Genomic DNA, 13,558 nt, shown 5'->3' with positions numbered 1-13,558 from the left:
CGGGGGGCTCACACCCGGAGCGCCTCGCTCGGCTGGATGCGGCGGGCGCGCAGCGAGGCCGCGACGCCACCGAGGACGCCTACGGCGACGCCACCCGCCACCGCGACCGGGACGTGCCCCACGTCGAGGACTGGCGTCCAGCGTCGGGCGATGGTGATCGCCAGCAGGGCGGCGACCCCTGTGGCCGCGCCAGCGACGCCGCCAACGACGCCGACGAGCGCGGCCTCCGTCATGACGAGCCGGCTCACGTGGCGCGCCTGGGCGCCGATCGCGCGCCGCATCCCAATCTCCCGGGAGCGTTCGAGCACGGACATCGTCATCGCGCTCGTCAGCGAGACGACCGAGGCGAGTATCGCGACCCCGGTGAGGACGAGGAGGATGGTCCGGACGTCGTTCTCGATCTCGCCGCGCAGGCCGCGCGGGTCGGGCGGCGCGACGACCTCGAACACCTCGGGGGTGCTGGGCCTCAGCACGAGCGGGGCCTGCGACGCGACCTGCTGGGCGGCGCCGGTGGCGGTGACGACGTAGACCTCGTGCTCCGACGCGGGTCGCAGCGCCGCTGCGACGTCGACGGGCGTGATGACCGCCTGGATGACGTTCGTGACGCGATAGCCCTCGTCGACGATGCCGCGCACCACGAACGACCGCCCGTCGAGCACGACCTGCGGGCGAGCGCTGAGCGGCCCGAGGCCGAGCCGGTCGGCGATCGCCCGCCCGAGCAGCACCTCGCCCTCGGAGAGCGGACCCGGCGTCCCGCCTGCCCAGTCGACGCCGAGCTCCGCGGCCTGGTCGATGCCGTCGCCGACGCCGAGCAGGAAGGCGTCCGGCACGCTGGCGGCCTCGCCCGGCAGGGCGACCGTCATCATCCCGTTCCGGGACACGAGCGCCGCGGCGTCCACACCGGGCAGGTCCGCGAGGCGGGCGACGGCCTCCCCGGACACGCCTGGCTCGGTCCCGTCGACGACGACGGGCAGCCCCGCCTCGGCAGCGGCGAGGGGCACCGTCAGGGTCACGGCCCGGTTGAGACGTGCGTCGAACCGCTCGGAGACCTGGGCCTGCGCCGACGCCGAGAGCCCGACCGTCGTCAGGGCCAGGGCCACCCCGACCGCGACGGAGGCCGCGAGCGTGGCGGTGCGCCCGCGGCGAGAGGCGACGGACGCCGCCGCGTCACGCACCACCGTGCGGAACCCGACCCGGGGTCGTGCCCGACGTCGGCCCATACCACCGCCCGATCCCGTCACCTCCGGCGGCGGGCCGGTGAGCAGGAGGTCGAGGCGCGCGGCGGACGTGCTCGTGGGGGCGGTACCCGCGCCCGCGCCCGCACCCGCGCCGCTGCCGGCGACGACGCCCGTGACGACGCTGTCGGGTTCGATGCCGCCGGTGCCGCCCGTGTCCGTGACGATGAGGCCGTCGCGCACGACGAGGCGCCGCTGCGCGCGAGCCGCGATCTCCGGTGAGTGGGTGACCAGCACGACCGTCGTGCCGGTGCGGTGCAGGTCGGTGAGGAGCTCCAGCACGGACTCCGACGTCGCGGTGTCGAGGTTGCCGGTCGGCTCGTCGGCCACGATCGTCCCGGACCCGACCGAGAGGGCACGCGCGATCGCGACGCGCTGCCGCTGCCCGCCCGACAGGTCGATGGCGCGGCGGTGCGCGGTCTCCGAGAGCCCGACGCGGTCGAGCGCTTCCAGCGCCCTGTGCCGACGCTCGTCCGCGGGCACGCCGGCGTAGAGCATGCCGAGCTCGACGTTGTCCACGACCGTCCGATGGTCCATGAGGTGGAACCCCTGGAATACGAACCCGAACGTCTCCCCGCGCAGGCGCGCTCGCTCACGCTCGCCCAGGGTCGCGACGTCCCGGCCGTCGAGCCGGTACGTCCCGGCCGTCGGCGCGTCGAGGAGGGCGAGGATGTTGAGGAGCGTCGACTTGCCGCTCCCGGACGGGCCCTCGACGGCGAGGAACTCCCCCGGACCGATCCGCAGGTCGACGCCACGCAGCGCCTCGACCGGCTGCGCGCCCGGGTACGTCTTGGTGATCCCCGCGAGGTCGAACGTCGTCACTCGACCTTCACCTCGTCGCCCGCCGACAGTGCGCCGGCGGCGACGGGTTCGACGGCGCTGGTCCCGCCCAGGCGCCCGAGCTCGCGGACCTCGACCTCGCGGAACGAGCCGTCGGACTCGCGCCGCTGGACGACGGCGGTGCCGTCGGAGTGCACGGCGACGGCACGGGCCGGGACGCGCAGGGCCTCGCCGGCCACGGCCGTCACCGTGATCGTCGTGAGCACGTTCGCCCCCAGCCACGCACCGTCGATCGGCTGTGCCGTCACCAACGGCACCCCGACCTCGACCGGAGCCGCCTCGTCCCCCGTCGCCGTCGGCGGAGCGGGGATCGCGCCGAGCGTCGCCTCGAGCACCGTGCCGTCGGGGCCGGTGAGCGTCGCCGTCATCCCCTCGCCGAGGACGGGAAGGACCGAGACCGCCACCTTCGCCTGCGCGACGATTGCGCCCTGCCCGAGGGTGATCGTCGCGTTCTCGGCCGTGAGCACGTCCCCCACGTTCGGCGTCGCGCCGACGACGGCGGGCAGCGAGCCCGTGACGACGAGCTCGCCGCGCGGCACGACGACGAGCTCGACGGGCGCGGAAGGTGTGGCCCCCGTCATGGTGGCCCCGGACGCGGGTGTTCCGGCGCCAGGGGTGTCGCCCTGGGGGGCCGCGCCATCCGAGACGGTGACGTCACCGGACGCGGGTTCGGGTGCCGGCTGCGCACCCTGGTCCGGGTTCTCCTCGGGGGGCGCCTCACGGGTCGTCGGCTCGTACCCGATGTCGCGGTACAGGCGGCGCACGGCCTGCGCGGTCTGCGGGCCGAACTCGCCCAGGCCGCCCACTCGGTAGCCGAGGTCCCGAAGGAAGCGCTGGAGCTGCTCGACGTCGGGGCCGGTCGCTCCTTCGACGAGGTCGCGGTAGTACGGGAACGCCCCGGTGGTGGCGATGACGGGACGGCCGCTGACCTCCAGCACGACTGCGCCCGCCCGCAGCTCGGAACCCGCCGAGACCCCGACGGCCGTCACCACGGACTGGTCACCGCTCCCGGCGGCGACCTGGACGCTCGCCGCCGACTCGCGCACGACGTCCGACCGCGCAGTGATCTGCTCCGACAGCGCACCGAAGGTCACCTCCGCCACGATGTCACCGGGCGGCGGGGGCGCGGCGTTCGCCGCGACCTGGACGGAGGACTGGAAGCTCGCCGCCGCGAACCACCCGCCCACGAGCCCCCCGACGAGCAAGACGGTCACGACAGCCCCGACGACGACGCGGCGGCGAGGGCTCACCCGACCCCCGCCCCGTCCAGGATCTCCCGGGCCTGCTTCTCGTAGGCGGCCTTGTCCTCGAGCAGCGTGGCCAGCGCGTCCTCGTTCTCGGCAACGACCGTCGCCTGACGCTCCCACTCCGCGTCGTACAGCGCCTGCGCGTACCCGGAGCTCTCCCGGCACTCGGCGTCGAACGTCGCGAGCCGGATCTCCTCCGCCTCCTGCTCCGGGGTCTGCTCGTTCGTCTTGCCGTCGTAGATCTCTCCGAACGACGCGGACATCGACATCGTCGGCATCCCCCCGTCCTCGCCGTGCGGGCTCGACGGGAGGTCGGTGAAACCGAGCGGCTGCATGCACGCCACCCACTTCTCTGCCGCCGCCACGACCGCAGGGTCGCGCGTGGCGTCGATCCCGGTCGACATCCCCATGCCGCTCAGCGTGTTGTCGATCCGCATGGCCTCCGTCGGCAGCTCCTTCCGCGCCTCGTCGAGGCACGACCAGTACTGCTCGTCCTGCTCCGCCGGCCAGGACATCGCCGCCTCGCTCGCCGCCCTGATGATGGCGGCGTTCGGGTCGGGCGCTCCGGAGTAACCCCACTGCGCGGCCGTCTCGACGTTGAACAGGTGCTGCTGACCGGCGAGCTTGGTCTCCGAGCGCACCGAGACATCGACCATGGGGCGGCGGTAGTCGAACCCGTTGTCCCGCATGCATTCCTCGACCAGCACGGCCTCGGCCGCGCTGCCGAGAGCCTGGTCGACCCAGTACGTGTCCAGGGGCAGCGCCCACCGCATCCGGTTCTTCTCACCCTCGACCGGTCCGGCCGCCTCGACCTGCCCTGCGGCCGTTCCCTGAGGCTCCACGGACCCGTCCGGTGCGCTCGGAGCACACCCCGCGACCAGCAGGCAGACGGCCGCCCCACCGACGAGCCCTGACAATCCCCGACGTACCATTCGACGCTCGACTCCTCTGCTCGACCGGGCAGTCGAACGTCGCCACCGTGGCTGGCCGCAAGGCCGCCGGTGCCGCGGCGCGCCAGCAGACCCGCGATGACCAGGCCCCTGATCTTCGCCTCATCGCGTTCCCCTGCCCTCGCCCCCTTCCTGAGGGCGGACGCGGCACATCCTGGCAGACCGCCACGACGTCTCACAAAACGGACCCATCGGGCTCGCTCCGTCTCGGAACGCCCGCCCTCCTCCGCGCAGGACCCGTGGCACACGCGTCCTCGGCTCGTGCCCGCGGCGTCTCAGGGGGCGGCCGTGGCGTCGCGGGCGACGAGGCGCGGGAGGACGAACCAGAGACCGACGAGCAGGACGAGCGCGCAGCCGCTCGACCACAGGGCCGCGGTGCGGTTCACGACGACGTCGACCACGAGCAGGACCGTTCCGGTGACGACGAACGCGAGGACGAGCACGCCGACGCGGGCGATGCGGTCGCTCAGGGTGACCAGCGCCGTCTTGCGGTGCTTGCGGAACAGCGCGCGGTGCAGGCTCACGGGCGTGACGAACAGGCCGGTGGACAGCACGGCGAGCGCCACCAGGGTGAGGTAGACGCCGGTCTGGAACGCGTCGAGGTCGCCGAAGCGCTGCTGGAACGGCAGCGTGAGCAGGAACCCCGTGAGGATCTGCACGCCCATCTGCATGACGCGCAGCTCCTGGAGCAGCTCGGCCCAGTTCCGGTCCGACCGTTCGTCGGCCGACTCGTCACGCCCGTCGCTGACCTGCGGGGTCATGAGTCCTCCCTGTCGTCGCCGCTGGGATAATCTTCCTCCTGCTGGGGTCAGGAATCGGCTCCGTCCTGATCGATCTCCGGGGACCCCCATCGATGGACGCTGCCCTGCCCTCCGACGTCGCGGAACCCGACGACGTCGTCCCTCCGGCTCTCGCCGACCTCCTCGCCGCGCTCGGCCCGGGTGACCCCCAGCCGGTCGGACGCTTCCGCGTCGACGTCGCCACGGACACGTGGTGGTGGTCGGACGAGGTGTACGAGATGCACGGCTTCGCGCCCGGCGAGGTCGTCCCGACGACGGCTCTCGTCCTCTCCCACAAGCACCCCGAAGACCGTGAGCGCGTCGCGAGCGAGCTCGCGCAGGCGGCGCGTACCGGTGAGCCGTTCGGGTCCATGCACCGCATCGTGGACGCGACGGGGCGGACTCGCACGCTCGCCGTCGCCGCGCAGGGTCGCCGCCTCGACGGCGGGGTCACGTGGTCGGCCGTGGTCGGGTACTTCGTCGACCTGACGACCGCGCACCAGGAGGCGGCGCGTCGGGAGGCGACGGCGTCGATCCGCGCGGCGGACGCGTCCCGCTCGGTGATCGAGCAGGCGAAGGGCGTCCTCATGACGACGCTCGCGATCGGGCCGGACGACGCGTTCGAGGTGCTGCGCCGCCGCTCGAACGACGCGAACGTGCCGGTGCGCGAGCTCGCCCGGCGGCTCGTCGCGGGTGTCGTCGACGGCGCGGCCGGCGGGCACGGAGCCGCGGACGAGGCGACCCGGCGCCGCGTCGACCGGCTCCTCGGCGAGGTGGACGACGCCCGGCCCCGGTCACCCCTCGGTTGACCGGGCCGGCCCGTCCGACGCCCGGCCGGGCTCGAACCGTCGGCGCCGGGACGCGAGCGACCCGCCTCAGTCCGTCCCGACCCCGGGGATGCGCCGCGTCTCGACGATCTGGCGCGCGATGTCGACGAGCCGGATGTTCGCGTCCTGGGACACCCGGCTCATCACCGCGAACGCGCGCCCTGCTGTGAGCGAGTAGCGCTCCATGATGATGCCCTGCGCCTGCCCGATGAGGGTGCGCGTCTGGACGGCGGACTGGAGCTGCTCCTCGGTCCGCGCGGCCGAGATCGCGGCCGCCGCGACGGCGGCGAACGTGGACGCGAGGTGGTGGTCGTCGGCTCCGAACGCGTCGGGCGACGTCGAGTACATGTTGAGCGCGCCGTGCGCGTTCTCCGACGTGTAGAGCTGCACGCACAGCATCGACCGGACCCCGAGCTCGCGCGCGACGGTCGGCGCCCACAGCGGCCACCGCGCGTCGGTCTCGATGTCGCCCGACTCGACGAGCGCGTGGTCGTGCACCGCGTCCAGGCAGGGTCCCTCGCGGAGCTCGTACTGGAGCGCGTCGCCGCGCGCGACGAGCGGGTCGGACACGGCGGGGCTTTCGATGCGCCCCCGGGTGACGAGCGAGATGCCCGCGGACTCGCACCCGTCCACCATCGAGACGGCGAGCTCGACGACGCGGTCGAGCGTCTGCTGGAGGGTCGGCTCGTCGGCCAGGGCCCGCGCGGCGTCCGCGACGAGCCCGGCGATGCTCTGCTCCTCGGCGCCGCCCAGGATCTCCGGCACCCCGGCGACGGTCTCCGCCTGCGGCGTGGGAACGGTGGCGCCGGGGCCCGCGGGCATCCCGACCGTGCCCTGCTCGACGCTCTGCTCGATGCTCGTCATCCCGGCCTCCCTCACGGCTCCGGGCCCCAGCGTAGTTCGCGCACGCGGCGCCCGGTACCCGGCGAGGCGGGCCGCGACGCAGTGCGCGGCCCGCCTCACCGGTCGTGCCGGAGGCCCCGCCCGGGCAGGGGGCCCGGGCGGGTCGGGGGCGGTGGCCGTCTCGCCCGCACAGGGCGTGGCGGCTGGTGTCCCACGGGCACCGTCGCTCTCGCGACGGACCCGCCCCCGGGCGGGCGCGAACGCCCGCCCTCCGACCCTCCCGGGCGGGTCGCGGCCCTCGGCCGATCCGTCCGTGGCCCGCGCGGGGAGGTCTCTTCCAGGCCTAGAACACGGGCTTGCCTCCCGTCACCCCGAGGACGGTGCCGGAGACGTAGCTCGCGTCCGTCGGCGAGGCGAGGAAGACGAACGCCGGCGCGACCTCCGCGGGCTGTCCGGCCCGCCCCAGCGGCGTGTCCTGACCGAACTTCTCGATCTTCTCCTCGGGCTGGGTCGCCGGCTGGAGCGGCGTCCAGATGGGTCCGGGAGCGACCGCGTTGACCCGGATGCCCCGCGGCCCGAGCTCGGCGGCGAGGTTCACCGTGAGGTTGTTGATCGCGGCCTTGGTCGACGCGTAGTCGAGCAGCGACGTGGAGGGCTGGTAGGCCTGGATCGACGAGTTGTTGACGATCGCCGACCCCTCCCCCAGGTGCTCGAGCGCCGACTGGGTGATCCAGAGCAGCGCGTAGAGGTTCGTCTTGAGGACGCGGTCGATCTCCTCGGTCGTGACGTCCTCGATGGACTCGCGTCGCGCCATCTGGAACCCGGCGTTGTTGACGAGGACGTCGAGCCCGCCGAGCTCCTCGACGGCGCGCCGGGGCAGCCCGCGGGCGGTCGCCTCGTCGGTCAGGTCGCCGGGCAGGAGCGCGCACGTGCGGCCCGCCTCGCGAACCCAGCGCGCGGTCTCCTCGGCGTCCTCCTGCTCCTCGGGCAGGTAACCGACGGCGACGTCGGCGCCCTCGCGCGCGTAGGCGATCGCGACGGCGCGGCCGATGCCCGAGTCGCCGCCGGTCACGAGCGCGCGCAGGCCCTCGAGCCTCCCGCTCCCCCGGTACGACTCCTCGCCGTGGTCCGGCGCCGGGTCCATCGGCCTCGTGAGGCCGGGCGGCTCCTGCTGCTGGGCCGGGAAGGCGGTCTCCTCCGTCATGTCGTGCCTCCGTTCCGTCGAGGTCCTGGCCTTCTGCTCACGAGCGTGCGGGCTCGCGACGTCGGGCGAGCTGGGCGTCGTGCGCGCGGGGCCGGGCGACCGGGCGCACGGCGGCGAGCGCCCCCGCGACCGTCGCCTCGGCCGTCGGGCCCACCCCGCCGGCCTTGCTCAGCGCGCGCATGACCTGCGCCGCCGTCTCCTGGACCGGGACGCCGGCCTCGCCCGCGGCCTCGGCGAGGAGCTGGCCGGCCGCGACGTCGCCGACGCCGTGCACGGCCATGAGCACGCCCTTGACCTGCTCGACGGCGGCCTGGCTGACGAACGCCCGCGTCACGGCGCGCTGCGACTCGCGCTCCAGCGCTTCCTTGTGGGTCGGGCTGACGTCGACGACGTAGCCCGCGATCTCGACGACGCGGCCGCGGGCGTCCCGGCGGCCCTGGCCCGTCACGACGACCGAGCGGGCCTTGCCGTGCCCGTCGACGATGCGGTGCGCGCACGAGAAGGGGCGGCCGGAGCGGATCGCGTCCGTCGCGGCGCGGACGACGCGGGCACGGTCGTCCGGGTGCTTGCGCGAGCGCAGCGCGTCCAGGCTCGGCTCGACGTCCCCCGGCGTCCAGCCGTGCATCGTGTACACCTCGTCCGACCACCACCACGTCCCCGTGCCGAGCTCGACGCGGTACTGCCCCACGAGCAGGTGCGTGCCCACGGCGAGCACCTCGGCGAGGGCTGCGGGGCGCACGGGCGCGGTCTGCTCAGGGCTGAGGGTGGTGGTCACGGAGATCGAGGCCATGGTGTCCTCCCAAGGTTCGGGGGGCTGCGGGCCGCTTCATGACTCCGGTCCCCAACCTAGCCCACCCATCGGCGGACGGCACCCGGGCTCGGCTACGGTGCGGGGCATGACCCGCGAGCCGCGCCGGACGATCGCCCAGCACGCCGACGACGCGCTCGCGCTCGTCCGCCCGACGCCCCCGACGGACGTGCGGCTCGAGGACGCGGTCGGGGCGGTCCTCGCCGCCGACGTCGTCTCGACGCTCGACGCGCCCGCGTTCGACGCGTCCGCGATGGACGGGTACGCGGTGCGGTCGGCCGACGTGGCCGGGGCCACGACCGGCTCGCCCGTCGCGCTGCGCGTGGTCGGCGACGTCGCGGCCGGGGCGCCGGGGCTCGACGCCCTCCTCGGGGTCGGCGAGGCGGTCCGGATCATGACCGGGGCACCGGTGCCGCGCGGCGCCGACGTCGTGGTCCCGGTCGAGCGCACGTCGACCGGGCGGTTCACGCCCGGGGCACCGGGGAGCGGCCCCGCGACGATCGAGGTCCACGACGCGTCGCGCAGCAACGTGCGGGCGCAGGGCGAGGACGTGCGCCGCGGCGACGTGGTCGTCGGGGCGGGGGCCGTGCTGACGGCGCGGCACGTCTCGGTGGCGGCGTCCGCGGGGCACGCGACCGTGCGGGTGCACCGCGCGCCGCGCGTCGCCGTGCTCTCCACGGGGAGCGAGCTCGTCGCGCCGGGAACCGCGCCGGGTCCGGGTCGGATCCCCGACTCCAACTCGGTCCTGCTCGCCGCGTCGGCGCGCGCGGCCGGGGCGCGCGTCGTGCGGCGGGGCGCGGTCGGCGACACGGCCACCGCGCTCGTCGCGGCCCTCGACGACCTGCTGGGCGCGTTCGACGGCGCCCCGCCCGACCTCCTCGTCAGCACGGGCGGCGTGAGCGCGGGCGCGTTCGACGTCGTGCGCGAGGTCCTGGACCCCGGGACCCGGCACGGCACGGCCTGGGCGGACGCGGTCGACGACGCGCGGCTCGTCGCCGTCGGGATGCAGCCCGGCAAGCCGCAGGGCCTCGCGCGGTGGCGCGGCGTCCCGTGGCTCGCGCTGCCCGGCAACCCGGTGAGCGCGTTCGTGTCGTTCGAGCTGTTCGTCCGGCCGGTCCTCGACCGCCTCCGGGGCGTCCCCGGCACGGGCCGCGCGCTCGTGGAGCGCGTCGCCGCGGAGGGCTGGTCGTCGCCGTCCGGGCGCGAGCAGCTCGTGCTCGTGCGGCACACCGTGCCCGACGGCGGTCAGGTCGTCCCCGCGGGCCGGCACCGCGACCGGGGGCCGGACCCGGCGGAGGCGCGGGGCTCCGGCTCGCACCGCGTGAGCGCGCTCGCGCACGCCGACGCGCTCGCCGTCGTCGGCGCGGACGTCACGTCGGTCGAGCCCGGCGACGCCGTCCGGGTCCTGCTCCTGGGCTGACCGCCGGGGTCACTTCTGCGCGGGCGGCGGGTGGCCCTCCGACGCCTGCACGACGACGATCCCCTGCCCCGCGAGCGCGAGCTGGTACGCCTCGCCCGACCCGCGGCCGATCGCGGCGGCGAGCTTCGCCGTCTTGCGGATCGACGACTGCAGTGACGTGGACCACAGGACGGCGGCCTGCATGTCGACGTACGTCGGCACGTCGACGTCGAGCACGACGGGCGTGCCGAACGCCGTCACGGCGAGCGCGCCGGTGCCGGTGAACGTCGTGTTGAACAGCCCGCCGCTGAGCATCGACGCGCCCTCGACGCGGTTGATGTCCCACGTCAGCGAGCTCTCGAACGCGAGCACGTTGGCGCCGTTGACGGTCACGCCCTCGTCCTCCAGGTGCAGCACGAAGACCTGGTCGGCCTCCTGCGCGAGGAAGACGTCGCCGCTGCCGGACACCTTCATGAGCGACATGCCCTCGCCGGTGAACGCCTTCTTGAACATCTTGCCGAGGCCGCCGCTGCCCTCGTACGCGAAGTCGACGTCGCCCTGGTAGGCGACCATCGAGCCCTGCCTGGCGAAGAAGAACCCGCCCGTGCCGCGGAGGTCCACCTTGAGCATGCGGTCGTTCTGGAGCTGGAAGGAGCCGGGCTCGACGGAGCGCTCGGCATGGTCGAGGAGTGAGCTGCGCATGCACCGATCCTCGCGGGTGCGGACGGCCGGCGCACGCGCGGGTCCTCCGGCCCGTCCGCGCGGCGGGTCGCGCGTGCGAGAGTGGCGCCATGAGCCCCACGCACGACTTCACGCACCTGGACGAGCGCGGGCACGCGCGCATGGTCGACGTCACCGCCAAGCAGCCCACCGTCCGTTCCGCGACGGCGACCGGCGTCGTGCGGTGCTCGCCGGAGATCGTCGCGGCGCTGCGCGACGGCACCGTCCCCAAGGGCGACGTGCTCGCCGTCGCACGCATCGCGGGCATCGCGGGCGCCAAGCGGACGGCCGAGCTGCTGCCGCTCGCGCACGTCATCGGCGTGCACGGCGCGGTCGTCGACCTCGTCGTGGGCGACCACGGCGTCGACGTCACCGCGACCGTGCGCACCGCCGACCGCACGGGCGTCGAGATGGAGGCGCTCACCGCCGTGGCGGTCGCGGGGCTCGCGGTCGTCGACATGGTCAAGGGGCTCGACAAGTCCGTCGAGCTCACGGACGTGCGCCTCGTCGCCAAGACCGGCGGAAAGTCCGGCGACTGGCACCGCGAGCCGTGACGGAGCCCCGCCCGGCGTTCGTCTTCGACGCCGTCGTGCTGGCCGGGGGCCGTGCGGAGCGGCTCGGGACGCCCAAGCCGGGCGTCGTCGTCGGGGGTCGTCCCCTGCTGGAGCACGCGCTCGCGGCGACCGCCGGCGCGGTGCGGACCGTCGTCGTCGGGCCGGACGAGCTCGCCGACCCCGCCCGCTACGCCCTGACGCGCGAGGACCCGCCGTTCGGGGGGCCTGTCGCCGGCATCGCGGCCGGGCTGGGCGCTCTGCCCGGGCCCGACGACGGCGGCGCGCCCTGGGTGCTCGTCCTCGCGTGCGACGTCCCCCGGGCCGCGGAGGCGGTGCCCGCGCTGCTCGCCGCGGCGCGCCACCGGACCCACGAGGTGGCCGTGCACGGCGTGCGCGACGGGCGCGACCAGTGGCTCGTGGGGCTCTACGAGCGCGCGGCGCTCCAGGGCGCGCTCGGCGCCCTGCCCGCGGTGCACGGCGCGTCGGTGCGCCGCCTGGTCGCCGGGCTGCCCGCGCTCGCCGTCCCCGACGAGGACGGCGCCACCGACGACGTCGACACGTGGGAAGATGCCCGCGAGCAGGACCGCCGCCTGGGCGCGGGTGCGGCACCGGAGCCCGACGACACCCCGGACGACAGCAGGAGGGCACGATGACGAACCTCGAGCGCTGGGTCGACGCGCTGGCGAGCGACCTCGACCTCGACCCCCAGGTGGTCGACATCGGCGCGATCCTCGACCTCGCGCGCGACGCCGCGCACGGCATCGAGCGTCCCGCCGCACCCCTCACGACGTTCGTCGCGGGCTACGTCGCCGGCCTCGCCGCGCACGACGGGTCGGGCCGCACCGTGCAGGACGTCCTCGACCGCGCCGCCGCGCTCGCGCTCGCGTGGACACCGGAGCCCGAGCTGCCCGGCACCGCGCCGCAGACCGAGACGCAGGGCTGAGCGATGGCGACCGTCCGCTACTTCGCCGGGGCGCGCGAGGCCGCCGGCACCGAGACGGAGAGCGTCGACGCGACGACGGTCGGCGAGCTGTACGCCGCGCTCGTCGCGCGGCACGCCGCCCTGGCGGACGTGCTCCCCCGCTGCTCGCTGCTGGTCGGCGGCGTGCGGGCGTCGAGCGACGACACCCCGCTCGTCCCGGACCAGCCGGTCGACGTGCTCCCACCCTTCGCGGGCGGCTGACGCCCGCTCGTCAGTGGTCGCCGCCGTCGAGCTGCGCGAGCACGTGCGGCAGGAGCGGCTCGAGCACCGCCCAGCCGTCGCGCACGCCGCCCGTCGAGCCGGGCAGGTTCACGACGAGCACCCGGCCCTGCGGGCCTGACGTGATCCCCGCGAGCCCGCGCGACAGCACGGCCGCCGGGACGTGCGCGGCGCCGCGCCGGCGCAGCTCCTCGGCGATCCCGGGAACCTCCTGCTCCACGATCTCGCGCGTCCCCTCGGGCGTGAGGTCGCGCGGGCCGACGCCGGTCCCGCCGGTCGTGAGCACGACGCGTGCTCCCCCGGCCACGGCGCGGGCGACGGCGTCGCGGACCGAGTCGACGCCGTCGGGCACGAGGTCCGTGACGACCGCCCAGCCCGCCGCCCCGAGGAGCCCCGCCAGGAGCGGGCCCGAGCGGTCCTCCGCCTCACCGCGCGAGCAGCGGTCGGACACGGTGACGACGACGACGGTCGCGTCCGCGGCCGGTCCGGTGGGTGCGCTCATGGCGCCACGGTAGCGACCCGCGTGGCCGGACCGGGCGTGGCGTCGGGCGGGATGTCGGACGGCGCGTCGGACGGGGGCGCGCTCGGCGCGCGCGATCCGCCCGTTCTGGGCATAGTGGCTGTGGACCGACCCCCGCCGTCCCTGCTCGCCCCAGGAGGCCCGCATGTCGTACGTGTCCGTGCCGTCAGCGTCGCCGGTGCGCGGACCCTCGCGGCCGCTGAGTTCCCGGCCCTCCGCGACGGTCGGCGGCGGGAGCGCGGCATGACGACGACGGCGGACGGCCCGGTCGAGGACGCGCTGCTGCGGCTCGGCAAGCACCTGCGGCGCGGGAAGGTGTCGGACGACCTGCGGCAGGTGTTCCTGACCGGCGGGCGCCAGGGCGACGTGTTCTACCGCGACCGCTGGTCCCACGACAAGGTCGTGCGCTCCACCCACGGCGTGAACTGCAC

16 protein-coding genes are annotated in these 13,558 nt (G+C 75.4%); 7 read left to right on the top strand and 9 right to left on the bottom strand.

Going from position 1 to position 13,558, the window contains the following annotated elements; translation table 11 throughout:
* Positions 1 to 8: 8 nt before the first annotated feature.
* From NF338_RS20565 to NF338_RS20550, 4 genes are all read right to left on the bottom strand, one after another.
* Positions 9 to 2,057, bottom strand: coding sequence for an ABC transporter ATP-binding protein/permease (locus NF338_RS20565; protein WP_264032450.1), 2,049 nt, complete (start codon positions 2,055 to 2,057; stop codon positions 9 to 11).
* A complete protein-coding gene (locus tag NF338_RS20560; RefSeq protein ID WP_264032449.1) occupies positions 2,054 to 3,289 on the bottom strand; it encodes a peptidoglycan-binding domain-containing protein in 1,236 nt (411 codons plus the stop codon). Before NF338_RS20560 ends, NF338_RS20565 begins: the two co-directional genes overlap by 4 nt.
* Before the next feature lie 32 nt (positions 3,290 to 3,321).
* Complete coding sequence (locus NF338_RS20555; RefSeq protein ID WP_264032448.1) at positions 3,322 to 4,164, bottom strand: hypothetical protein; 843 nt, start codon at positions 4,162 to 4,164, stop codon at positions 3,322 to 3,324.
* 383 nt (positions 4,165 to 4,547) lie between these two features.
* Complete coding sequence (locus tag NF338_RS20550; RefSeq protein WP_264032447.1) at positions 4,548 to 5,033, bottom strand: DUF6328 family protein; 486 nt, start codon at positions 5,031 to 5,033, stop codon at positions 4,548 to 4,550.
* Positions 5,034 to 5,125: 92 nt separating this feature from the next.
* Here NF338_RS20550 and NF338_RS20545 point away from each other — a divergent pair, with 92 nt between their 5' ends.
* Positions 5,126 to 5,860: a PAS and ANTAR domain-containing protein gene (locus NF338_RS20545; RefSeq protein WP_264032446.1), complete on the top strand. Its 735-nt coding sequence runs from the start codon at positions 5,126 to 5,128 to the stop codon at positions 5,858 to 5,860.
* A 66-nt stretch (positions 5,861 to 5,926) separates the two neighbouring features.
* Here the strand turns inward: NF338_RS20545 and NF338_RS20540 are convergent, their stop codons facing one another.
* From NF338_RS20540 to NF338_RS20530, 3 genes are all read right to left on the bottom strand, one after another.
* The gene (locus NF338_RS20540) at positions 5,927 to 6,742 is read right to left on the bottom strand and encodes a GAF and ANTAR domain-containing protein (RefSeq protein ID WP_264032445.1); all 816 of its coding nucleotides are present in this window, start codon (positions 6,740 to 6,742) and stop codon (positions 5,927 to 5,929) included.
* A 322-nt stretch (positions 6,743 to 7,064) separates the two neighbouring features.
* Positions 7,065 to 7,925, bottom strand: a complete 861-nt coding sequence (locus NF338_RS20535) for an SDR family oxidoreductase (RefSeq protein WP_264032444.1) — start codon at positions 7,923 to 7,925, stop codon at positions 7,065 to 7,067.
* A 37-nt stretch (positions 7,926 to 7,962) separates the two neighbouring features.
* A complete protein-coding gene (locus tag NF338_RS20530; protein WP_264032443.1) occupies positions 7,963 to 8,715 on the bottom strand; it encodes a PAS and ANTAR domain-containing protein in 753 nt (250 codons plus the stop codon).
* Positions 8,716 to 8,821: 106 nt separating this feature from the next.
* Here NF338_RS20530 and glp point away from each other — a divergent pair, with 106 nt between their 5' ends.
* Complete coding sequence (gene glp, locus NF338_RS20525) at positions 8,822 to 10,153, top strand: gephyrin-like molybdotransferase Glp (protein ID WP_264032442.1); 1,332 nt, start codon at positions 8,822 to 8,824, stop codon at positions 10,151 to 10,153.
* 9 nt (positions 10,154 to 10,162) lie between these two features.
* Here glp and NF338_RS20520 read toward each other — a convergent pair whose 3' ends face one another.
* On the bottom strand, positions 10,163 to 10,834 hold the full coding sequence (locus NF338_RS20520) for an AIM24 family protein (protein ID WP_264032441.1): 672 nt from the start codon (positions 10,832 to 10,834) through the stop codon (positions 10,163 to 10,165).
* A gap of 89 nt (positions 10,835 to 10,923) precedes the next feature.
* Between NF338_RS20520 and moaC the strand changes: the two genes are divergently transcribed.
* From moaC to NF338_RS20500, 4 genes are read left to right on the top strand one after another with little or no spacing between them, the layout of a single operon-like run.
* Positions 10,924 to 11,406, top strand: coding sequence for a cyclic pyranopterin monophosphate synthase MoaC (gene moaC / locus NF338_RS20515; protein WP_047233669.1), 483 nt, complete (start codon positions 10,924 to 10,926; stop codon positions 11,404 to 11,406).
* Entirely contained in the window at positions 11,403 to 12,059 is a 657-nt protein-coding gene (locus NF338_RS20510) for a molybdenum cofactor guanylyltransferase (RefSeq protein ID WP_264032440.1), read from the top strand. Before moaC ends, NF338_RS20510 begins: the two co-directional genes overlap by 4 nt.
* Positions 12,056 to 12,349 (top strand): DUF6457 domain-containing protein, encoded by a 294-nt coding sequence (locus tag NF338_RS20505; RefSeq protein ID WP_264032439.1) that lies wholly within the window; start codon positions 12,056 to 12,058, stop codon positions 12,347 to 12,349. The genes NF338_RS20510 and NF338_RS20505 overlap by 4 nt, the downstream gene beginning before the upstream one ends.
* Before the next feature lie 3 nt (positions 12,350 to 12,352).
* Positions 12,353 to 12,589, top strand: coding sequence for a MoaD/ThiS family protein (locus NF338_RS20500; RefSeq protein WP_264032438.1), 237 nt, complete (start codon positions 12,353 to 12,355; stop codon positions 12,587 to 12,589).
* A gap of 10 nt (positions 12,590 to 12,599) precedes the next feature.
* On the opposite strand, the gene NF338_RS20495 is transcribed toward NF338_RS20500, so the two are convergent.
* Positions 12,600 to 13,109 carry a molybdenum cofactor biosynthesis protein B gene (locus NF338_RS20495; protein ID WP_264032437.1) on the bottom strand — a complete coding sequence of 170 codons (510 nt, stop codon included), beginning with the start codon at positions 13,107 to 13,109 and terminating at the stop codon, positions 12,600 to 12,602.
* A gap of 261 nt (positions 13,110 to 13,370) precedes the next feature.
* On the opposite strand from NF338_RS20495, the gene NF338_RS20490 reads away from it, so the two are divergent.
* Positions 13,371 to 13,558, top strand: a 188-nt coding sequence (locus tag NF338_RS20490) for a hypothetical protein (protein ID WP_264032436.1), incomplete at its 3' end; no start/stop codon positions are given.

Origin of the sequence: Cellulosimicrobium sp. SH8, from assembly GCF_025818875.1 — a bacterium.
Taxonomy (GTDB): Bacteria; Actinomycetota; Actinomycetes; order Actinomycetales; family Cellulomonadaceae; genus Cellulosimicrobium; species Cellulosimicrobium cellulans_D.
This window is presented reverse-complemented; position numbering and strand designations above follow the sequence as displayed.